This is a genomic window from Bryobacter aggregatus MPL3, assembly GCF_000702445.1.
GTDB classification, from domain to species: domain Bacteria; phylum Acidobacteriota; class Terriglobia; order Bryobacterales; family Bryobacteraceae; genus Bryobacter; species Bryobacter aggregatus.
Genome location: NZ_JNIF01000003.1, coordinates 2,655,238 through 2,676,042, shown reverse-complemented (window position 1 = coordinate 2,676,042; position 20,805 = coordinate 2,655,238). Strand labels below are relative to the sequence as shown.

At 57.8% G+C, this 20,805-nt stretch carries 15 protein-coding genes; 6 read left to right on the top strand and 9 right to left on the bottom strand.

What is annotated here, in order from left to right; all coding sequences use genetic code 11:
- The first annotated feature begins 268 nt into the window (after positions 1-268).
- The gene (locus M017_RS0112535; RefSeq protein ID WP_238325875.1) at positions 269-688 is read left to right on the top strand and encodes a nuclear transport factor 2 family protein; all 420 of its coding nucleotides are present in this window, start codon (positions 269-271) and stop codon (positions 686-688) included.
- Here M017_RS0112535 and M017_RS0112530 read toward each other — a convergent pair whose 3' ends face one another.
- The 8 genes from M017_RS0112530 to M017_RS0112495 form a co-directional block, all read right to left on the bottom strand.
- Positions 689-2,782, bottom strand: coding sequence for an alpha/beta hydrolase (locus tag M017_RS0112530; protein WP_031498316.1), 2,094 nt, complete (start codon positions 2,780-2,782; stop codon positions 689-691). It lies immediately after the preceding gene.
- The gene (locus M017_RS0112525; protein ID WP_031498315.1) at positions 2,779-4,680 is read right to left on the bottom strand and encodes a hypothetical protein; all 1,902 of its coding nucleotides are present in this window, start codon (positions 4,678-4,680) and stop codon (positions 2,779-2,781) included. Before M017_RS0112525 ends, M017_RS0112530 begins: the two co-directional genes overlap by 4 nt.
- A 64-nt stretch (positions 4,681-4,744) precedes the next feature.
- Entirely contained in the window at positions 4,745-8,209 is a 3,465-nt protein-coding gene (locus M017_RS0112520; protein ID WP_031498314.1) for a TonB-dependent receptor, read from the bottom strand.
- A 63-nt stretch (positions 8,210-8,272) separates the two neighbouring features.
- On the bottom strand, positions 8,273-10,207 hold the full coding sequence (locus M017_RS0112515; RefSeq protein ID WP_031498313.1) for an alpha/beta hydrolase: 1,935 nt from the start codon (positions 10,205-10,207) through the stop codon (positions 8,273-8,275).
- A complete protein-coding gene (locus M017_RS0112510) occupies positions 10,204-10,755 on the bottom strand; it encodes a hypothetical protein (RefSeq protein ID WP_031498312.1) in 552 nt (183 codons plus the stop codon). Before M017_RS0112510 ends, M017_RS0112515 begins: the two co-directional genes overlap by 4 nt.
- Complete coding sequence (locus M017_RS0112505; RefSeq protein WP_162179910.1) at positions 10,752-12,479, bottom strand: glycoside hydrolase domain-containing protein; 1,728 nt, start codon at positions 12,477-12,479, stop codon at positions 10,752-10,754. Before M017_RS0112505 ends, M017_RS0112510 begins: the two co-directional genes overlap by 4 nt.
- Positions 12,469-14,388 (bottom strand): DUF4910 domain-containing protein, encoded by a 1,920-nt coding sequence (locus M017_RS0112500; RefSeq protein WP_031498310.1) that lies wholly within the window; start codon positions 14,386-14,388, stop codon positions 12,469-12,471. Before M017_RS0112500 ends, M017_RS0112505 begins: the two co-directional genes overlap by 11 nt.
- 78 nt (positions 14,389-14,466) lie before the next feature.
- Positions 14,467-15,678, bottom strand: coding sequence for an ROK family transcriptional regulator (locus M017_RS0112495; protein ID WP_031498309.1), 1,212 nt, complete (start codon positions 15,676-15,678; stop codon positions 14,467-14,469).
- 95 nt (positions 15,679-15,773) lie between these two features.
- Here M017_RS0112495 and M017_RS0112490 point away from each other — a divergent pair, with 95 nt between their 5' ends.
- The 5 genes from M017_RS0112490 to M017_RS0112470 are packed head-to-tail and all read left to right on the top strand — an operon-like array spanning position 15,774 to position 20,235.
- Positions 15,774-17,087 (top strand): APC family permease, encoded by a 1,314-nt coding sequence (locus tag M017_RS0112490; protein WP_051669980.1) that lies wholly within the window; start codon positions 15,774-15,776, stop codon positions 17,085-17,087.
- Positions 17,084-18,376, top strand: coding sequence for a M20/M25/M40 family metallo-hydrolase (locus M017_RS27685; RefSeq protein ID WP_162179909.1), 1,293 nt, complete (start codon positions 17,084-17,086; stop codon positions 18,374-18,376). Before M017_RS0112490 ends, M017_RS27685 begins: the two co-directional genes overlap by 4 nt.
- Positions 18,373-18,987 (top strand): 3-keto-disaccharide hydrolase, encoded by a 615-nt coding sequence (locus M017_RS0112480; protein ID WP_031498306.1) that lies wholly within the window; start codon positions 18,373-18,375, stop codon positions 18,985-18,987. Before M017_RS27685 ends, M017_RS0112480 begins: the two co-directional genes overlap by 4 nt.
- Positions 18,984-19,874: a sugar phosphate isomerase/epimerase family protein gene (locus M017_RS0112475; RefSeq protein WP_080507699.1), complete on the top strand. Its 891-nt coding sequence runs from the start codon at positions 18,984-18,986 to the stop codon at positions 19,872-19,874. The genes M017_RS0112480 and M017_RS0112475 overlap by 4 nt, the downstream gene beginning before the upstream one ends.
- A gap of 49 nt (positions 19,875-19,923) precedes the next feature.
- Positions 19,924-20,235, top strand: a complete 312-nt coding sequence (locus tag M017_RS0112470) for a hypothetical protein (RefSeq protein ID WP_031498304.1) — start codon at positions 19,924-19,926, stop codon at positions 20,233-20,235.
- An 87-nt stretch (positions 20,236-20,322) separates the two neighbouring features.
- Here M017_RS0112470 and M017_RS0112465 read toward each other — a convergent pair whose 3' ends face one another.
- Positions 20,323-20,691 (bottom strand): four-helix bundle copper-binding protein, encoded by a 369-nt coding sequence (locus tag M017_RS0112465; RefSeq protein ID WP_031498303.1) that lies wholly within the window; start codon positions 20,689-20,691, stop codon positions 20,323-20,325.
- Positions 20,692-20,805: the final 114 nt, after the last annotated feature.

Here is a 20,805-nt window from a genome sequence, read left to right as displayed (position 1 = left end):
CATCATCTTGTCCCTGCATCAGGACCATGTCATTCTCTCCTTGGATCTGATCCGGAATCTCAGCCTTCCCCATGTGCCAATCTGCATCGAGTTGACCGCCGGGTGATCACTGACGGGCCCCTAACGAGGTCTCGAGCTTCTGAGATCATTCATTCCGGTCACGATTACTGAGCAGGTCGCTCCCCTCAGAAGCACCACAGGCACCTTCTGCGATATATCTATGAGATCTCACAGCAAGCCCAGAGTTCAGGGAACGGAAAGAGTTTGTATGAAAATGTGTTGGATGATCGTGGCAGCAAGCATCGCCCTCGCTGCAGACCCGGCTGCAGACGGAACAAGCCAGGTGATCGCGGCCATGGAATCCTTCAAGCAAGCAATGCTGCATCGGGATCGGGCCGCACTCGACCGCATCCTGAGCGACGATCTGCTGTACACGCATTCTGCCGGCGCCCTTGAGACAAAAGCCCAGTTTCTGGAAGCAATTGTCTCAGGCAAATCCGTCACCGAAAAACTGGAATTCGGAAAACCAACCGTGCGCATCTACGGGAACACCGCACTCGTAAAACTTCGAGTGGATCTCTGGCACAGCCCGACGAATCTCGTACAAATGGACGTGCTGCATGCCTGGGTCAAGCGGGGAAACGAATGGAAGATGGTCGCCCGGCAAGCCACACGACTGGCGAAATAGTCAGGGCCGATCAAATCCGTAGAGCGTGGCGGCACTGTCCCCAGGGTGACGACGCAGAACCACCGACTGCGGATAAGCAGCCTTCACCAGAGCAAGCGGGGATGCGAAGCCGAGCGGATCAGTCGCATCGACAATCACAACCGAACGAGGGGCCATCGCAGAGACCAGCTCCGGAAGATCGTAGTGGCTTAAGACTCCGGGAATCACCTGCTCAACGACACGCTTGTGCATCGGTTGCTCGACCACTGCAAGGTAACTTTGAAGCGTCTCGTCGAGCACGACGCGGCGCAGGCGGGGGTCGAGCACCGCAGCATGCAACATCGGGACGCCACCGGCCTGCTTCCCGACTCCATAGATTCGCTGCGGGTCCACGTCCGGCCGGGCAGCGAGCAGACTTACGCCGCGCGAAATATCAGCAGCACGGCTCCCGACCAAGGTCTTCCCGGAAAGAAGCGCGGTCATCGCGTTATTGTAATCTCCAAAGTAGCGAGTCCAGTCCGAGCTGCCCTCGGCATGAGGGTCGCGCGTTTCTCCGAAGCCTCGGGCGTCGATCGATAACACGATGAGCCCTTGCCGCAGCAGGGATTCAATCTCTTTCGTATCAGCGGCCTTGCCCTGTCCATTTGCAAAGAGAACTGCCGCCTTCCGCGCAGCGCCGCCCTGCGGCAGAAACAGAAGTGCGGGAATCTCAATCCCCGGTTCACTCTCGTAGACCAGTTTTTCGATCCGGTATCCATCCCGCTGGAGAGTGCCAAAGGGCTTGGCGATTGGCGCTCCATTCGCGGGTTCGTAGCCAATCAGATTGCGGACCAAAGAGGCTGAGGGCTTAGACCGCGGCAGGGAGCGAGCCCGCGCGAGATTCAAGGAAGTTACGGTTTCGCCGTCCAGCGAGGTCTGCACCTGGCCCGTTGCGGTGCCCCATAGTTCTTCTTCGAGATGAACGGTGACAGGCGAGTCCGGAGTGGTCTCCTCCACACCCTTCAGCCATTTATCGAACCAGCGGTAGGCGGCGAGGCGCCGTGGGCTGGTGTAACCATGTCCGTCATCAGCCTCCGTCATGGCCAGTTTGTCAGAAGCGCCATACAGTTCATAGACTCGCTTCGCTTCGGCAAAAGTCTCACGCGCGCCAGAGATCGAGAAGAAGTCCTGAATGGCGGAAAGCACCAGATAGGGCTTCGGAGCAAAGGAATGGAGGTAGTCGCCAAAGTCCAATCCATCGGCAATCATCGGCGGAATCACCTGCTCCGCATCCTGGGGCCCAATGCTGCGGAGAAGTCTGCTGAAAGATGTGATGTAACAAGAGGGAGCGGCCACCTGGATGCGATCGTCGAGGGCCGCAAGATAGGCCGTATGCGTTCCACCGCCGGAGTTCCCGGTCACGCCAATGCGCTTCGGATCCACCTCCGAACGCGAGACGAGATAGTCGAGTGCACGAATCCCATCCCAGATCGTATAACGCGCCAGCGGATTGCCCGTAAGAAGAGTCTGCGTGCCGAGGAGGACGTGCTCCGTTGTGGCAGCGACGCCTTGCGACTGCTTTGTGTCCCTGTTATAAAGCTGAACTCGTTCTCCCTGCCCCACCATCTCCCAGGCGAGACAAACATAGCCCTTCCGCGCAAAGGTGCCCAGGATTTGCTGCCACACGTCATTTGACTTCGCGCCAGGCTCATGGCCCAAGGGAAAGAGGATCGCCGGATAGGGCCCCTTACCTTTCTTGGGGACATACAGGTTGGCAGTCACAAAGAAACGAGGCTGACTCTCGAAAACAATCTTCTCGATCCGGTAATCATCGTGCTCGATCACACCGGTGACTTTCGCATGGAGAGGGGTTCGCTCCGGAAAGCCTCCCAGTGCACGAGTCAGGCGTTCCCGGACATAAGCTTTGCGGCTCTGGACATCAGCGAGGGTCCATTGAGCGACGCGCTGCTTGCGCTGCTCCAGCAAGCTGAGCGCACGATTCCGCTCCAAGTTGGCCAGTTGGTTTCGCAGTTCGCGATAGTCCGTATGGTTGGTCAGAAACTGTAGATCTCGATCCTGCGCATACAGGCCACTCGCAAGCAGAAAAAGAATCAGACAGAGGACAGATTGCTTCACTTCACAGGCTCCTGGCGGGGGCATTCAAGGAGGATTGCTACGTTTTCGATGGCGCCTTCCGGCACATCAATCGAGTAGCTTCCTTTGCCGTTCCCAATTTGTTTTTGTTCCCGCTTCTCCTGTCCATTCTCCTTCCAAACATGCGTCACCAGAAAAGGCGAAGGCTGCTTTGCCGCTGCAGAGTAGCGGGCCAGACGGAAATCATCGATTGCCATGCCATCGAACTCATAGCGCAGATAGACCTCCTCCGTGCTGTTTGGCAGATCGCGGACATGCCGGTCGACTTCGGGCCAGCGGAGGGTGCGATCGATCGGATCGCCATCCAACCACTGCAGCTTGGGCTCATGCCTCCAGAGAGTCCTCCAGGGCCCTCTGAGACTGGTGGCCCAGGAGATGGTGGCCGACGGCGTGCCGGTCTTTGGCCAGGGCGATATCTTGCGAAGCTCCGCGGTGAACTTGTCCGGAGCAAGGCCATCGCGCAGATCGAGAAAGCGGCCCCCGGCGTCGAATCCAGTCAATGACGATAGACGGAAAGTGACGCTCCCCGGCCCGGGCTTTTCATTGCGAACAAAGCCTTGTCCGGCCTCTTCGACATAAACAGCATTCGAGAGTGTTGCGATCTCGGCAACTTGCGAGGGCGTCACTGGAATCGGATGCCGCGCGACACCTGCAGTGCGCACATGGATTTCATTGTGACCAGACACGAGCGCTGGCAGCGTCCGGGGATTCAGCGCGAAGTCTGTGGCCAGAACAAGATCTCGGATCTGAGCGGCCTTCGAAGTGAAGCGCACGAGATAGCTATAGTGGCCCGACACCGCCGATTGCTTACCGTGCTCCCCGCGCGCGAGCAGAGCAGGCGACACGGTCCAAGGTCCATTGTGGGGCCCGGCAATCGTGCCGGCGCGCAGCCATCGAGAGCCACCATCGGTCGACGTTTCAATGTGGAGCGAATCGCCAGCCTGGACCTCCAAGTTCATCTGAAACTGAGCATCGATCATCACATACGGAGAGTGCATGGCAACCGTGAAAGAACTCTTGGCCTCCGGGCGATACTCCATGCGCCCGGTGCCCCAGACACGGCTGTCTTTCTGGCTGCGCGGCCCATCCTGAGTCCGGATTTTGTACTCGGCGATCTCCTGTGGAAATTCGCGGCCATCGGCAAAAGGTAAGTAATAGAGATGGTCTGCAACAGGCCGGAAAGAACGGATCATCCGTTCGCCAGGGCGCAACACGAAATCCATCGTATGGCCTTCGGAATAGCGCTGGTAGGGATAGACCCAGTTGTCCTGAGCAGTTGTAAATAGTTCAGCAAGTCCCCCGATCGCATTCGCGCGGACATCGGCGGGATACCAGGGCGAATCGGGTGGCTTCGCCAAATGCCGACTGAGAATCGAGCCATCCTTCTCGAGTTGACGGACAGAAGCAACAAGACCGCCGCCTGTGGTGTTGTAACCCATCATGTCGGAATCAAAGTAATGGTAGGCGCCGTCATAGAAGACTTCAGCAACAGTGTGGCCAGTGAGGAACCAGACACGGGCATCGACAAAACCACCCGCTTCAAATGTCGCCTCCAGCAGAGGGGCAATGTGATAACAGAGGCCGAAGCCGTAAGAGTTGAGGAGCTTGAGAGGATCGAGCACTTCGCCTTTTGGCTCTTCATAAGCCCAACCGGCGATGTGATAGATCATGCCTGGTTGAACGAAACGTCCATCGGTGAGAAAGAACCGCCAGATCGCTTCCGCCTTCTCTCGCGGCGTCCGGGCATGGGCCTCCGCATAAATGTCACGAACCAGCGTCGGCAGGCTACTGGTGTCTGCCTGTCCTGCCTTGGTGACAATCGGCGAATACACTTGCGCCTGGCTCAGGAGAACGAAGAGGAAAGGAAGGAAGCGTTTCATATTCAGACTCAGATGAAAAAAGCCCGGCGCCGCAAGGGATCGGCACCGGGCTTCGAGTGGCAGCTTAGAAGTCGAGACGACCCTGGAACTGCACGAGTCGCGGCAATCCCACTCCAGCGGTAATGACACCGGCGGTGTTCGGAAGACCGAGATTCTTATGATTGAGCAGGTTAAAGATCTGCGCTTCCAGACGGAACTTGACGCGTTCCGTAATTGGCGTGATCTTGTAGAACGAGGTATCGATGTTGTAGAACCCAGGACCCGTCATGTAAGAGCGCGGGATGTAGTTCAGATAATCGTTCTCGAGTGTGTTGGCACGGCGAATGTAGGTTTCGCCGTTGTAGGCGACACCTTGATCGGCGCGATTGATACTGGGGTTAAACCAACGCTCGGCAGCGCGCTGATCCTTCGGCAAGATGCCGTCTTTCCCCGGAGCAAGAATCGTACTCGAACCGCCGACGCTGTAATAAGGCGAGAAGAATAGACCGCTGCGCTTATAGAAGAAGCCAGAGGCGTTCCAACCCGAGACAAGACGATCGACGACGCCATTCGCATTCCCCAGGAACTTCTTGCCCTTCCCAAACGGCAACTCGTAGTTCGAGTTGAAGCTCAGCGTATGGCGAGGTAGTGCGCTGTCATTTCCGTAGATCGAACGGAGACGGCTATCCATCGACGCGTTTTTGGTAAGTGCGGCAGGCAGCAACTGGAGATTCGAGAACGAGTTATTGCTGCCTTCTGAAGTGGTGAGGGTCTTCTGGTAGGTATAGAAACCCTGGATTACAAAACCGTTCTCAAAACGGCGCTTCACTTCGGCCTGGAACTGATTCGAGTTCGCATAGCCCACAAAGCGAAGCAGGTTCATCGCGCTGGCGCTGCCAAGCGAGGAGGTGGCGAAATCCGCATAGGCGCGGCGTTCCGGCGTGGTGGCGCCGGCAGGCGAAAGCAGACGCGGCACCAGTGCATTGATCGGATCGTAGTTCGGCAGGTTGCTGCTGTGCGTTCCTACGTAGGAAAGACGAGAGCCAAAGCGGCCCGGCAGTTCCCGTTCGATCGTGACGTTCCATTCCTGCGCCATCTGAGCCTTATAGTTCTGCTCCCAGGGAAGGAAGGAGAAGCCGTTGTTCTTCTGGATGTTCAGAGCACTCGGATTGAGGAAGGCATTCCCGAGGTTGCGAGCATTCGGAGACTGGTTCTGGTAACCCGCGGCAGCGCCAGCCGGAAAGGCCAACGAGGCAGCAACGGAATCATTGTTATCGACAAAGCTCTGGAAGCTATAGCTATACGGAGCATTGCGGCGGGTGTTCTGGTGATACTGCACAAGCGGCATCGCCCAGTAGTAGATGCCATAGGCGCCACGGACGACGGTCTTGCCCATGGAGTAGGCGACGCCGAGACGCGGAGCGAAGTTTGCCTTTGGCATGTTCCACAAGCTGCTGGCAAAGCCTGCCTGCTCAGCGGATTGCAACTTTAACCCGGCGCGGAGATAACCATCGACAACATTCTGAGGAAAGCCCTGCTTCGTGATCGAGCCGCCACCGGGGTAGACAACCGTTGGGCCACCCGGCGTGTTGAGATTCAGATTCGAGATCTGGTCGCGCTTATCGGCGAAGGGAGTCCAATACTCATAACGGAGGCCGAGATTCAAGGTCAGACGGCGGCTAACGCGCCAGTTGTCCTGGGCGAAGAAAGAGTAGTTCGTCTGGCGCGTATAGAAACGCGGGTATTGGTTGAGTGTGGAAGAATCCGTATACCCCAGAAGCAGGTCGGCAAGACCGGCGCCGGTGTTGGGGATTCTCTGGTTCATGATTCCCTTGGATGCGGCAGACGGATCCATCAAGGAGGTGAAGTTCCCGGAGAAATTGTAGTCGCCACCGGGCTGTCCGGTCTCATAAGAGTTCGCCGCGCTCCGTTGCACGAAAACGCCAAACTTCATCTCATGCTTGCCACGAGTCCAGGAGAGGTTATCGGCGAAGTTCAGAGTGAGAACAGGCGCATCTTGCGGGTTGTCGCGATCGATGCACTCGAAGTAGCCGGAACTCGTCCAATCATCGCCAAAGCAGAAGGAGGGCCATGCCACCGATCCCGGATAGGTGGGCAGACCCAGAGTCTGGGTGATTGGCGGGTCGAGGACTTGGGGACCGCGATAGGCGCGGAAGCGCTGCACGCCGCCACGGATTTCATTCACGATGGCCGGGGAGATCAATTGCGTGAAGGAGAGCGCTGCGTTGTGCCCCCCAATTTTACGAGTGTTCGGATTCAGGAAATAACCGACGCCGAAATTGTCGTTGTCTGTGTTGGTATAGCGGCCAGAGAGGCGATTGGTGCCGAATACCTGATCGAGCTTAGAGGTCAGCATCCGCTTGTCATCCCGCAGACGGGCATTCGGATTCTGATAGTTCCAACCCTGGTAATACAGAACATTGTTCGTAGGATCGGGCAGATAGCCAACCACCTTACGGCCAGCGGCATTCATCCGATCCGTAGGAACCCGATTGCCGGCAAACGGAGTGCGGACATAGCTTCCAGTGGCTGGATCGAGACGAGTGCTGAGTGGATCGTAGAGGCGGATCTGGTTGCCGGCTTCATCGGTATAACCCGAGAAGTCGCCTTGCTTCATCGCAGCGGTCGGAACCGTATAGCGCTCATTCTGGGCCGAGCGTTGCCGAATCCCTTCCAAGTCGAAAAAGAAGAAGGTCTTGTTGCGGCCGTCGTAGAGTTTCGGAATCCACACAGGGCCAGAAAAGTTCCCGCCGAACTCATTTCGGACCAGGAAGTTCACCTGCTGTTGGCGATAGCTTTTCGCTGCGAACTTGCTGTTCTGGATCAGCTCAAAAAGCTGGCCATGGAACTGATTGCCACCGCTCTTGGTCACCACCTCCACCATGCCAGGACGGCTGTATTCCGCATTCGCGTTCGAGGTGCTGACCTTGATTTCCTGGATTGTGGGAATCGACTGCGGCAAGCGCTGCAGTTCGTTCGTATAACGCTCCGTGGCGGTCATGCCATCGACAAGATAGTCGACAGAGCCTCCGGGAATCCCATTCACGCGCGTATACGCCGCGCCCTGTCCAGCAAAGCCACCGGCAACCACACCAGGAGTGAAGTTCAGAATATTCTGAAAGTTGCGATTCTGGAGCGGCAGCGCTGAGATCCGAGAGGCTTCTTTGACGTCCGACAGATCGGACGATTCGGCACTGATTACCGGAGTGACGTCCTCGACCAGAACAGAAGTACTGACGCTACCGGTCTGCAGCACCTGGTCGACGACTGCCTCCTGCGCAACGCGTAGAGTGAGTTTACCCGCCCACTCGGCAAAGCCTGCCGCGGTAGTCTTAACTCGATATTCGCCGGGGGGCAGCGCTACAAATTCGTAGCGGCCATCGGCCCGGGTGATCGATTGTCTCTTCTCCCCGGTTCCACTGTTTGTGAGTTCTACATTCGCCTGTGGCACACTGCCACCCGACGAATCTGCTACCGTTCCTTTAATCGACGCGTTCGACAACTGGGCGGGCGCCTTGCCGACGGTCATCCATATCAATAGACATGTGACGAGTCGACAGAATAGTTTTCCCTTCGCCATAATTTGGCCTCCTTAGAAAGCTGGTTTTCTTCCACTCCACGTGGAGCGGAACAGATGATGCTTGTGAATTTGAAACGCCTGATAGAGAGCTTCACTTCCATAGCGAAGATCAGGCGTAAAGTGATAAGTCCAGGATTCGCAATCGAGAATCAGCGGGATTTCGACATTGCTGGGTGTACTGCCTGCAACTTCGATGAGGCTGGTCCGATTCTTCGCACCTGTCCATTCGAGTTGCTTCTGCTCCTGAATGTCTGCGACTTCCGTCAACCAAGGGGAATCGCTATAGACCTTGGCGCGGCACCAGTTGCCACGGTCCAGGCCATCGATGCCTGCAGGCAGTTTCAGCCAGATGGTCGCGCGTTCCCCCGGTTGGAGGATGCCATCACCATTGCCTGAGCCTTCTGTCACCGTACGTGTCACAGGCCCACCGCCCCCCTGATTACCTTTTTGCCGAAAGACATGAAAGCTTTGTGTACGGCCATCAAGAACCCGCATCTCAATCGGCTCAGTCAGCCCATCGGGAGCGATCTCGACATCGATCGGAGAGACCTTGTCATCAACTTTCAGGTGCAGACGGGCATGCGCCCATTCGCTGGAACCGGAGTTGAAGACCACAGGAAAGATCAACGTGGCCGTGCCGTCCACGGTTGCCGCAACCACGCCCTGCTCGATCTTGACGGTCGGATACTCAGAGCGCAGTTCCGCGCTGAGTGTCCGGGATGCGCCCGGATTCCAGATCCGGACTTTCAGTTGAACAGGCTCACCAGCGACAAAGCGACGTATCTCCGGTAGAACAATCAGCTCATTCCCTTGGATATGAATCTGGCTCCCATCACAACCGGTCCGGATGGTGAGCCGACCCTCCGCGCTGGCCTTGATTTCATTGCGCCGGATTGCGCCGCTGGCAATGGATAGTTCTGAAACCCCATAGGTCTTGCCAGCAACATAGAGCGGGGCTGTCGTGACCGTCACCGCACGACAGGAGGCCGCAGGGCCGTCGGGCGCCCAACGGCGGGTTCGCAACCGGAAACCATCGGCAGTCGCGTCTTCGATCGATACCAGGGCAGCCTCTCGAATGTCCGTCGACACCTGATAACCACGAACTTCAAAACTGCGATAAGGGCTCGTGTAAGTCCAGTGATCGGCTAGCTGATCGCGGCGTGGATCGTTGAAAGCGCGCAGGTGAAACTCGAAGGTCTCTCCAATCGAAGTGGCCCAGTGCCGGTGGTATTCGTCCTGGCGGAACTCGAAGTCGACAGAGGGAGTTCTCGCATAGGCGGCTCTCGTTTCCTCGTGATACTGGCTGATGTAATCGCCAGAGGCACGTACCAGGCGCACGCTTGCGGACTCATGCAATGCGACATGATCCTTGGGACGCCAGAGCGAGCGGCGTCCGGACTCACCCAGAAAGAACTCGGGGCCTGGATTAAAAGCAGATGCGCTCCCAACCAGTTCCGGATAGCGAGCGCTGAGCCATAAGCTCATAAAACCGCCCATGCTCAAGCCGGAAGTAGCACGATAGCGCCGCCCCGTTTGCGTCCGATACTTCCCATCGATATGTGCGATGAGTTCCTGGAAGGCTTCCCCAAAGTCGAAGTCTCCACCCTGTTCGCTTACGTCATAAGGCGTTCCAGCGTAAAAAGACGTGTAGTGCTTGGCGACAAAGCCATCCGGCGCAACCACAATGGCATCGTGATCTTTGACAAACTTCGCGATCTTCGGAACCGTATCTTGGCCCTTGTCATAGGCCTCTAGCGTGTACCGATCGCTGTGACCATGGAAGTAGTAAATGACGGGATAGCGCTTTTGCGATTGCTGATATCCAGCAGGCAGAAACACGCGATAGTTGCGCTCCCCGGCAAAGACCCGCGAGGAATAAGTCGCATCCTGAAACGAAGGCGCCTCCACTCCCAGCAACAAGATCGGCAACAGGAGCGCAGAGATCACTTGACGTTCTCCCTGGCATCGAGAGGAGCCTTCGTGACCACCTCAACCAGTCCAACGATCTCATCGAGACTATTGCGAACCGGCGCCAGGACGGAGACAAATCCGTTCTGCCCTGTAACCGTCACTCGCTTCCCTTCCCGCAACACAGCAAGCATCGGCTCCGGCGTATCCTGAAACAATTTGCCCCAGGGCCAGAACTGGCTCATCTCGTGACGGTTGCGGATCACAACATGCACCCGCGTCAGATCCGGTTGGATCGGCATCCACAGGTTGACATCCACGGGAAAGTCGGCCAGTCTCGCCAAACGCATGAGCGTCTTCTTCGTGGCGACAAAAGCAGCTTCGTTTACCTCATAGTTGTCCGCATCGGCCCAGCGGTCTCTGGAAGGATTGCGCAGCATATACTCGAGCGCCCGAGGCGTCACAATGCGTTGGCAAAGATCGCCATCCACCATCACGGTGGCAGTCTTCGCAATCAATTCCATCTCTCCCCGCATCTGCGGAGCCGGAAGCTGAGCCAGGGTCAACAAGGCCAGTAGAAATTTCATTGCAAGGACTCCCGCACGCGCATCCAGGCATCAGAACGAATCGTGGCAAAGCGCGATTCAAAAGGCTGCTGTGCCTCTTCGAGCGAGACGTTGTTCCAATTGAGTACCGGTGTCGAGGCCATTGCCGGACGCGTATTCTGCCAGTCCTTAAGTGTCGTTCCGTTGAAGCGTTGCACCACTTCTTCCTGCACGCTGGCTCTCGACCCGTGGCCTGCCTTTGCTTCGAGCCGCGCCAAATCCTGCATGCAGTTGCGCTGCAGCTTGAGCCGGACACTCGAGAGTGGGGCTCCGATGCCGAAACGATCCCCCGGATACACTAAAGTTTCCCCGCCGCCCTCCAAGGCGAACCAGGGGTCTGGCCCGGGATCGACAGTCTGCCAGCGAACAAATCCTTGCACTCCGGTGATCCAGGATCGCAGCGCATTGAGCGTGATCGATGCCGACGGCTTGTTCACCGCAGGCGTACCGCCGTAGGCCCAGATCTGATCCCCGCGCGCCTTCAACTTCTCCACGGAACCGGGGTACCAACTCAACATGCCCTCCCCGGCAACCCAGAAGTTCACCGTACCGTGCAAGCGCTCAAACTGATCTTCCATGCTCCAGCTCGTATCCGAGCGCGTCACAAACCGAACGGGCGTATCCCGCGGAATCGCTTGATCAAACATTTTGCGGAACGCAATCACCGCATCGTTGTCTGCGACGAAGCGGACCTCGTCGCCATCCCAAGAGAATCCCTTGTAGCGTTTCTTGTGGTTGAAGAACAACTCAAAGTAGGTCGAAGTCCAACCCTTCTCGCGGAAGTGCTTCTCCATCGCGGAAACCACGTTGGTCAGCTCCACCTGATAGCCCGGCTCTCCCCACCAAAGAAAGGACGCCGGCCATTCCGGGTTGATCGGCAAATAAGCATAAGGGATTGGCTTCGCTCCCCGGCGAGTCCCCCGGAAAGCAGATCCATCAAGAAGTGGTCCATAGTGGCGGTCAAAACGATCCCAACTGGAGATACGTTTGTTGCGTCCAGAACCGCTCAGTTCGGGCGCAAACTCCGGTCCCACCTTGCCCGCATGACCGTAACCCAGTTGATGGAAGGCGCCGCGATGCTCATAGAAGACCCGGTGATAGGAATGGATCATCGCAAAGAGCGCGTCCTCGTTCCCCTTCGGCAGCGTATTGGGATACTGACCGAACATCCAGGAACTGCCGTAAGAATTATGGTCCAGGGTCAGGACATCGGCACTGGGAATCTTCTCCGGCAATACACGCACCGTCAGCTTCACCAGCTTCGTATCCGCACCATCAGCAACCGTAATCTGCACCGGATACACACCCACGGGCGTATCCGCAGCAATCCAGAAATCCAACCAGAAGGCTCGTACTTTTTGCCCGGCGATCCGGTTCTCAAGTCCAGCCGGTGTCGCATCGTAGGGAATCAAGGCATCGGGATAGTAACGTCCATCTTCCTGATTGCGATGGAACCATTCGCGATAGATTTCAACGGCGAGTTTGGACCTCGGAGTCACCGTCACCGCAGGCCCTCCCGTCACCGCAAGATGCGCGGAAACATAGCCCCCACGCGCGGCGCGAATCTCCGTCAGATCCGTTGCGGCCATCCCCTGGTCCACCGCAACGATCCCCGCAAAGGGATCCGGGCGCAAGTGCTCCGGCAGAATCCGCACCTCCATGGCACAGCAAGCCGCCACACCGAGCAGGAGGAGACTAGTTCGCAATGTCCACATACCCGTGACGCTCCAGAAATCGGAAATAAGAAACAAAATCAAAGGAGAGTGGCCGCCCCATCTCCATCTCGGTTAGATAGGCCGCTTCCCCAACGGTCCGCTTGCCGTCGCACCAGTAGAGGGCAACGGTAACAACTTTGTCCCAAGCACCTGAAGGGAATCCCTCACGCTGTTCCGGGGCAAGATCGTCCAAAGGAATCGTGCCAATGCGCTTGCGGCGCACCACAAACTGAGCTGGATTCGCAGTCCTGACATACGGATGCACCCCGGCATCGCGGAGACGGGAAGTCTGTAGATCACGAAACTGCTTGAGTTTGTGGAGCATCGGCGACAATACCGCTGGCGATGCGCCGAGCCGGGCCAGCCCTCGCAAGGCATCTTCATTGCGATCCGCAATATAGTCCAGACGTGAAAGCGAAAAAGAGGCAGCGCGAGCATCACCTGTGCCCACTGCATCAAGACCACGCGAAGCCACGCTGCGCAGATCCTCCATCGCCGCATCGAGCGTAATGTTCGCCAGCCACGGCACATCCTTCTCGCCAGCAGAAGCGGTGTAGTACAGATACTCGGCCACCAGTGCCACCAGGTCTCGCATAGAGCGGAGATCCACGGTCTGCGGCTTGTCGGCACTGTTGTGATGAGTCACATCTCCCGTGCCGCTGTAGATCCATACATTCGGAACTCCGATCGCCGGCTCACTCAGATAGGCATCGGTACCAGTGGCATGCTCGGCCACATGCGAAGGACGCTGGCGGGGCAACACCGCCTTCGCAATCCGCGGCATCAACGCATCAGTCCAGGCCTTGCCCACATGGGGGGCACGATAGACCGTGTACTCGGTGCCTGCCAGCTCATAGGAGGCGGCCGGAGTATCCACAGTAATCGACGCAATAGTCCGCTTCATTCGCTCACGATGCGCCTCAATGTAATGCAGAGAACCGTACATCTCCGGCATCAGCAAAATGCGAATCCCTCGCCGCGGTTTCGGCAAGGTCCCAGACGCAATCAGCGTCTGTAAGGTGTTCATCGCTTCAATGCTGGCCGCAACTCCGGTTGCGTTATCCTGGGCCCCCTGCTCCGCCGTGTGAGCCAGGACAAGCACTTCTTCCTCCGTAGTCCCAGGGATCAATCCAGTCAGCCAAGGGTAGACACCTTCATAGAAACGCGTGGAAACATCGGCATGAACCATCACTTTGCCCGCGGCCAGAAGTTGCTGCAGATGCTGCACCTGACGGGGCGTTGCCGAGAAAGAAAGCAAAGGAGTGCTGGTCTTGAGAAAGCCCCAACCATAATCGCCCCAGGCATTGATCCATTGGCGATCGTCGCCCAGTTTCGGATTTTCGCTAAAGCCATTCAAGGCGCCGGCCGCGCCATGCTGCACAAGCTTCGACTTGAGATTCGCCGAGTTTTCGTGGGTCAGAACGAGCTTGCCCTTGACGTCTTTCCAGTCCGTGGTCTCGAGATCAACCAGTTCCAGATCCAGCCCTCCGGCCGGAGTGGCCCCACTCCACATCCCAAGACAGGCAGGGCTCGCCTGATAGTCGCAAAGAGAAGCGCGCTCAGGACCAATCAAATCCAGACGCGCATGCGCCACGTCCCATGCCAGCGGCATCGTCCAGAAACCGACTTGTGTATGACCATCAGCAGGCGCGGCGCCTCTCGCCAACTGCTGCACTCCGCTCTCGTCTAGACGCACCTGCAAGTATTGCGCGGTCTCCTGAAATTTCGGAAAGCGGAACCACCGGTCGTTGGCGTAAACCCGGACTACCGTCTCGAGTGCACGCTCCGCATTCACCGCCGCAAAGATTGTGCGCGACAAAGTCGACAGGGGTGAGGATTGGGCAAGCAGTGCTCCGCCCACTGCAACCGCGAGGACGGCAGCCCGGGAAAATGGCGGCATGTGAAAGAACCCTGAACCCATTCGTGCGACTTGCAAGAAAGTCTAGCCCGATTCTCTCGGCTGCGTCAAGAGAGACCCTTAGTCGGGACGAAATAGCGGGGCAAAGGCAAGTGTGGCAGCCCCAACCAGAGCGCCTTGATCTGCCAGAGCAGAGCGTTGCACGCTCAGTCCACGGAAACCAGGCCAGTCCGCATGATCGGGAAACTGTCCCAGAATCGCTTCATGCAGAATGGGCCAAGCCATGTTCAACGTTGAGCTCACCACAACCACTTCCGGGTCGAGCCCCCAAACGACATTGACAACGCCCAGCGCCAGGTAGCGGGCCGTATCTTGCACCACCTGCATCGCGATGGCATCGCCATCCAGCGCCTTTTGACAGATGCGCCGCACTTTCGCGCCGCTGTCTGAAGTGGTGGCGGCTCCATGCCCAAGAGCGGCGCGGTAGCGATCGCAGACCGCTGTATTGGAAACCAGCTTCTCCAAACAACCCGGCCGGTCATGCCGCAGGTTGCCGCCATCGTCAACGATCACCATCTGCCCAAACTCACCCGCGCTCATCGAACGGCCCGCATAGAGTTCGCCATTCAGAATCGAGCTCACACCCACGCCCTCATCCACACGCACATACAGAAGACAGGTGGGCGCATGCTCACCCGCCGTCGTGTAATCATACTCAGCCGTTGCGGCAGCGCGGACGTCATTTTCGACAGAAACCGGCAGGCCCGTAGCATCTGCCAGCATCTCGCGAAGCGGCACATGGACCCATCCCGGATCGTTGCCCATCTCGACCACACCCGTCCTGCTATTGACAATGCCACGCGCGCAGACGCCAATGCCATGCAATGCCTTGCGTCCATGAGTTGCGCAGTAATGCTTCACATGCTCTGCAATCAACTTCACCGTTTGCTGCGGTGTGGCGGGTGTGCGGGCTGAGGTTGTCTCGCTCAAGGTGCCGCGCATCGTCGCCACCGCGAAACGAGTCTCCCAGTTCTGGATCTCGACCCCAATGGCCTTCGGGCCATCAGACAACTGCAGTCGCGTCGCCGGACGCCCGCCAGTCGAGTTTTCCGCGCCTTCTTCAGTCACCAGATTCTGCTCGAGCAGACCTGCAACAATGCGCGACACCGTTCCTTCGGAAAGACTGCTGCGCCGCGCCAGTTCCGCGCGCGACATCCGGTTCGCCCGGCGGAGCAACTGCAGCACCACTGCGCTATTGGCGCCACGAACTTGCTTCGGCCGCAAGACGCCTCGGCTAGGAGAGGGAGTGTGCGTCACGCTGCGGCTTGCCATTCTGATTTTCGATCAACCATGGACCATATCCCCCTGAATCCATGATATGTTGTCTGTTTCGACTTTTGTGCGCACCACAAGGAAGTGAGAATAGCATGACCGGCCTCAAGAAAAGCTTAGGCCGCAAAGATCTCATCATATACGGCCTGGCAATCCTCACCCCCACTGCGGTTTATGCCGTTTACGGCGTGGTGCAACAAGTCTCAAGAGGTCATGCGGTCCTCAGCTACCTGGCGGCAATGGTCGCAATGCTGTTCACCGCTGTGAGTTATGGCCGGATGGCCTCAGCCTTTCCCCAGGCAGGTTCCACTTATACCTATGCGCGAAAGTCGCTGCATCCTTCCATCGGCTTTCTCGCCGGCTGGGCCATGATTCTCGACTATGTGCTCATCCCGCTCCTGAGTTCGATCTTTGTTTCGCTCACCGCCCACCGGCTCATGCCAGAGATCCCCTTTGCCGCCTGGTCCTTTCTGTTCTGCGCGATCATCACCGTTACGAATGTCTTCGGCATTGAGGTCACCAAGCGGGCGAATGAAATCATGCTCGCCATCATGTGTGTCTCGGCAGCTTGGTTTGTGGGTGCAGCCCTATTCCATGGTGCGCCGGCACGCGCAGATGCGATCTACAATCCTGCTACTTTCGCGCTGCAGCCCTTGATGCTCGGCACCGGAATCGCGACGCTCTCCTATCTCGGCTTTGACGCCGTCTCGACGCTAGCCGAAGACACCCGAGATCCACGGCGTGACATCGCCTTTGCCACAGTGATGGTATGTCTCCTGCAAACCGCCATCTGTGTCGCCATTGCTTATCTCGCCACTCTCGTTTGGCCGGCAGAGCGCCCTGTCGCCGATGTTGAAACCGTGATCCTGGACATCAGCCGTCTCATTGGCGGCCAGTCTTTGTTTGGTTTCAATACCTTCGTCGTCATCGTCGCCGGAGTCGCGAGTTCGCTGGCCAGTCTGGCAGGCGCCTCGAGACTTCTCTATGGCATGGGGCGCGATCGAGTACTACCGGCCTCGATCTTTGCGCATCTGCACCCGCGCTATGCCACCCCAGTCCGTAGCGTCCTCCTCATGGGAGTCCTGTCCTTTATTGGTTCGCTGCTGATCAGCTTCCAGCAGGTCGTGGAACTGGTCAACTTTGGAGCATTCGCCGGCTTTGTTCTGGTCAACTGCAGCGTCATCGCGCATTACTATCTGCGCCGCGGACATCGCTCCGGCCTGCATTTTCTCACCAACCTCGTGTTCCCGGCCATTGGCGCATTGGTCTGTATCTACATTTGGCTGAGCTTGTCGAAGGACGCCAAGACAACGGGCTTTCTTTGGCTTGGAATTGGCGTAATCTATCTTGCCTTCCTGACGAAAGGCTTCCGGAAACCGCTCGAGAAAACATGGGAGTTGCCATCATGAAGTCTGTCCTCGAACGGGAGCTTGCCTCCTATGTCCGCCAGCGTGCCGATCGATTGACGGCGATCCTGAGTGACCTCGTTCGCATTCCCTCCGAGAACACCGCTCCCACCGGGGCTGAACAAGCCTGCCAGAACTATGTCGCCGCAACCTTGCGTGCCGCGGACTGGCAGCCCCATTCCTATTCCCCACTCGATGCGCCTGGGATCACAGAACATCCCGCCTATTGGCCGGGCCGCGACTACACCGAACGGCCCAACATTGCGGCGAGACGCACAGGCCGGGGAGGAGGCAAGTCGCTGATCCTGAGTGGACATATCGACACCGTTCCTGCAGGAGCCGCCTCCTGGGCGCACTCACCATTCAGCGCTCACATCGAGGGCAATCGACTCTACGGCCGCGGTGCGTTTGACATGAAAGCCGGGATCGCCGCAAACCTTTTTGTTGCGGAAGCACTGACAGACCTGGACCTCCGGCTGGCCGGGGATCTCACCATCGAATCCGTCGTCGACGAAGAGTTCGGAGGCGTCAACGGAACTCTGGCCGGACGGCTGATGGGCTATCGGGCCGATGCCGCCGTGATCTCCGAACCCAGCCTGCAGCGCATCTGTCCAGCACAGCGCGGAGGCCGCACGGTGCAAATCACATTTGCAGCGCCAAACGCGGGAGTGCTCTCCGCAGCAGCAGGGGCCAATGTTGCCGAGCAACTGCGGCTCTTCCTGAATGCCCTTCCGGACTTTGAACGACAACGGAAAGAACAAGCCCCCCGCCATTCGATGTACCGGCATCTCGCGCACCCGGTGCCCGTAACGGTGGCGCGAATCTTCACCGCAGCCTGGGGCACTTCAGAACCACCCAACGTACCGCCCCTGTGCCGGGTCGAGCTCTTCTGGCAGACCATGCCGGGTGAAGAGTGCTCCTCCATCGATCACCACTTTCACAATTGGTTCGACGCTTTCCTGCGCGCGCACGCAGCGTCATTCGCCATCCGTCCGCAGCTCGAGCATCCCATCCGCTGGCTTCCGGGCTCATCCTTGCCGAGCGATGCCCCATTGATTGGAGCTTTTGCGGCTTCCGCCCAATCGGTTCTGGGGGACACGCCGCAAGTATGTGGCATCGAAGGCCCCTGCGACATGTATATCTTTCATGACTTTGAGATCCCCACTCTGCTCTGGGGCGCGAAAGGAGCAAACGCTCATATGGCCGACGAATATGTGGAACTCGACTCGCTTATCGAATCCACCCAAGTCTTACTCAACTTTGTCTGCGACTGGTGCGGAGTAGCCCAATGAGAATACTGATCGTTGTCGCCTTCTGCCTCAGCCTCTGCGCGAAAGATGGCTTCGTTTCGCTCATGCCCAAACACGATCTCAGTGAGCACTGGACCGTCGAAGGCGCAACTCCTCCAGAAGCCTGGATGCTCCGGGATGGCGTCATCGCCACCACAGGGCAACCCAACGGATTCCTGCGCAGCAAGAAGAAGTATCGAAACTTCATTCTGCGAGCGGACTGGCGCTTTCAAAAAGGTTGGAAGCAGAAGGAAGGGAGCGACGAAGAATGGCCGAACGCCGGCTTCTTCATCCACGCTGGCCCGATCCAAGACGGCTGGCCCACCTCCCTTGAAGTACAAGGTTATTTCGGCGAAGTCGGGAGTCTGTTCGGGGTGCGCGGCGGCAAGATCACAGGAGCCAAACGCGGTCCTTTTGTCAAAGAGGGGCGTCCGGCATTTGGTGAATGGGACCACTACGAGATTACCTCGCAGAATGGCCATATTCGGGTCGTCCTCAATGGCGTCCTGGTGAACGAAGGCACTGGCGCCTGGCCCGAGGCCGGCAACGTCTGCCTGCAGTCGGAAGGTTGGCCGGTCTACTATCGCAACGTGGAGATCAAGGAACTGCCATGATGTCGCGACGTCAACTCCTCGCAGCCGCTCCAGCCATGGCCGCATTTGCCCAAAGCGCCCCCACCCGTTTCCCACTGGCCTGCATGACGCTGCCCTACTCCGCTTTCCCATTGGAGCGGGCGCTCACCGGCATCAAGAGCGCTGGCTATCAGCACATCGCCTGGGGCGTCAACCACAAAGAGCGTGACGGACGCACCCGGCCCGTATTGGCCGTCGAGGCGCCCGCATCGGAGTCGGCAGCCCTGGCCAAGCGTTGCCGCAATCTGGGACTCGAGCCGGTGATGATGTTCTCAACGGTGAATCTCGAAGCACCGCAGGCCCTCGACGCGCATCTACGCCGCATCGAGCAAGCCGCTGCGGCAAAGATCCCATTTCTGCTGACCTTTGGCAAGACGACAGCAGGCGAGTACCAGACCTTCGTCAACAATCTCAAGCGCATGGCCCCTGCGGCAGCCCAGGCGGGAGTGATGGTGGTGATCAAGCAGCACGGCGGCAACACTGCAACCGGAGCGGATTGCGCCCGCATCGTGCAAGAAGTCGGGCATGACGCAGTGAAGGTCTGCTACGACGCGGGCAATGTATTGGATTATGAGAATCACGATCCGATTGCCGATATCCTCACCTGCTGGCAGGACATCCGCGCCTTCAACATCAAGGACCACCGCAACACACCGAAGGACGAAGACTGCGGCCCTGGCTTTGGGGAAATTGACCATTACCGGCTGCTGGCCCCCGTCATGAAAACCGGCCTCAGCATCCCACTCACCTTCGAGAACATCTTTGAGCCGCTGCTTCCCCGCCCCACGACGCCGGAAGAGATCGACAAGCTGGCCCAACGTGCGCGCGAGTACATCGAAACGGTGCTGCGCGGTTTGGCAGCGGCTTGACGAATCACCTTAATCCCTATATGCTTTATATAGATTTAGTTTGTGCCCCATGCCAGCAAGCTCCCTTCGATCCAATCTCGCCTCCTTCCCCACAACTGGAAGCACCACCGTCATTAGCCAGGAACAGTTGCAGCTTGGGCTGGAACTCCTGAAGCAGGAGTGGGAAGCGGTGCGCCGCCGGCAGGAGTTTCAGATGGACTTGATGCGTCAGTTGGGCGCGGGCGCGACCGTAGAGTCTGGGGAACTCAGCCTCGACGCGATCAGTGGGTTGATCGCGCCAAGCACAACGGCTCCTGTTGTTCCCACACGCCTTGCGAAGGTGCTTGAGATGCCCATCCGTGGCACAGCCCGGCAGGCCTAGGCAGGCGCCGTGTTCCGGCATCTTCAAAATCAAAAAAAGGCCGGGCGCACGCAGCGCACCGGCCCTTTTTGTAAAGCTTTGAAAGAATTAGGCGCTCTTCGCCATCTTCTTCGTTCCCATGCTCATCTTCATGCACTTGTCCGCACACATGCGGCAGGTCTTCGCGCATTCCATCATCTTCATGTTTCCGTGAGCCATCTTTTCGCACATCTCGGCGCAAGCCATGCACATGTCGCCACACATCTTGCACATCGCCATCGACATGTCGGAACCGCGCATCATGAAGTCGGCAGACATCTGGCACATCTGCGAACAATCCATCATCATGCGCATCATCTTGCCATCACAATTCCCCATCTGCATGCATTCCATCATCATCTCTGTACAGGAGCGGTAGCAGTCCATGCAGCTCTGCATGCAATCTTGCATTTCGGCGGTCATCATTGTGCTTGTCATTGTCGTTCTTCCCTCTTTCAAGAAGTATCACGTCCTAGCCGCCAACCACAAGCACAAAATATTGATTCTAAAAGACTTATATCCTATCGGAGAAATAGGAGTTTCATCTCTAGC

Excerpts from the sequence above, each read along its gene's own strand:
- M017_RS0112535 (WP_238325875.1), top strand. The coding sequence starts at position 269 with ATGAAAATGTGTTGGATGATCGTGGCAGCAAGCATCGCCCTCGCTGCA.
- M017_RS0112525 (WP_031498315.1), bottom strand. The coding sequence starts at position 4,680 with ATGAAACGCTTCCTTCCTTTCCTCTTCGTTCTCCTGAGCCAGGCGCAA.
- M017_RS0112520 (WP_031498314.1), bottom strand. The coding sequence starts at position 8,209 with ATGACCGTCGGCAAGGCGCCCGCCCAGTTGTCGAACGCGTCGATTAAA.
- M017_RS0112510 (WP_031498312.1), bottom strand. The coding sequence starts at position 10,755 with ATGAAATTTCTACTGGCCTTGTTGACCCTGGCTCAGCTTCCGGCTCCG.
- M017_RS0112500 (WP_031498310.1), bottom strand. The coding sequence starts at position 14,388 with ATGCCGCCATTTTCCCGGGCTGCCGTCCTCGCGGTTGCAGTGGGCGGA.
- M017_RS0112495 (WP_031498309.1), bottom strand. The coding sequence starts at position 15,678 with ATGGCAAGCCGCAGCGTGACGCACACTCCCTCTCCTAGCCGAGGCGTC.
- M017_RS0112490 (WP_051669980.1), top strand. The coding sequence starts at position 15,774 with ATGACCGGCCTCAAGAAAAGCTTAGGCCGCAAAGATCTCATCATATAC.
- M017_RS27685 (WP_162179909.1), top strand. The coding sequence starts at position 17,084 with ATGAAGTCTGTCCTCGAACGGGAGCTTGCCTCCTATGTCCGCCAGCGT.
- M017_RS0112480 (WP_031498306.1), top strand. The coding sequence starts at position 18,373 with ATGAGAATACTGATCGTTGTCGCCTTCTGCCTCAGCCTCTGCGCGAAA.
- M017_RS0112475 (WP_080507699.1), top strand. The coding sequence starts at position 18,984 with ATGATGTCGCGACGTCAACTCCTCGCAGCCGCTCCAGCCATGGCCGCA.
- M017_RS0112470 (WP_031498304.1), top strand. The coding sequence starts at position 19,924 with ATGCCAGCAAGCTCCCTTCGATCCAATCTCGCCTCCTTCCCCACAACT.
- M017_RS0112465 (WP_031498303.1), bottom strand. The coding sequence starts at position 20,691 with ATGACAAGCACAATGATGACCGCCGAAATGCAAGATTGCATGCAGAGC.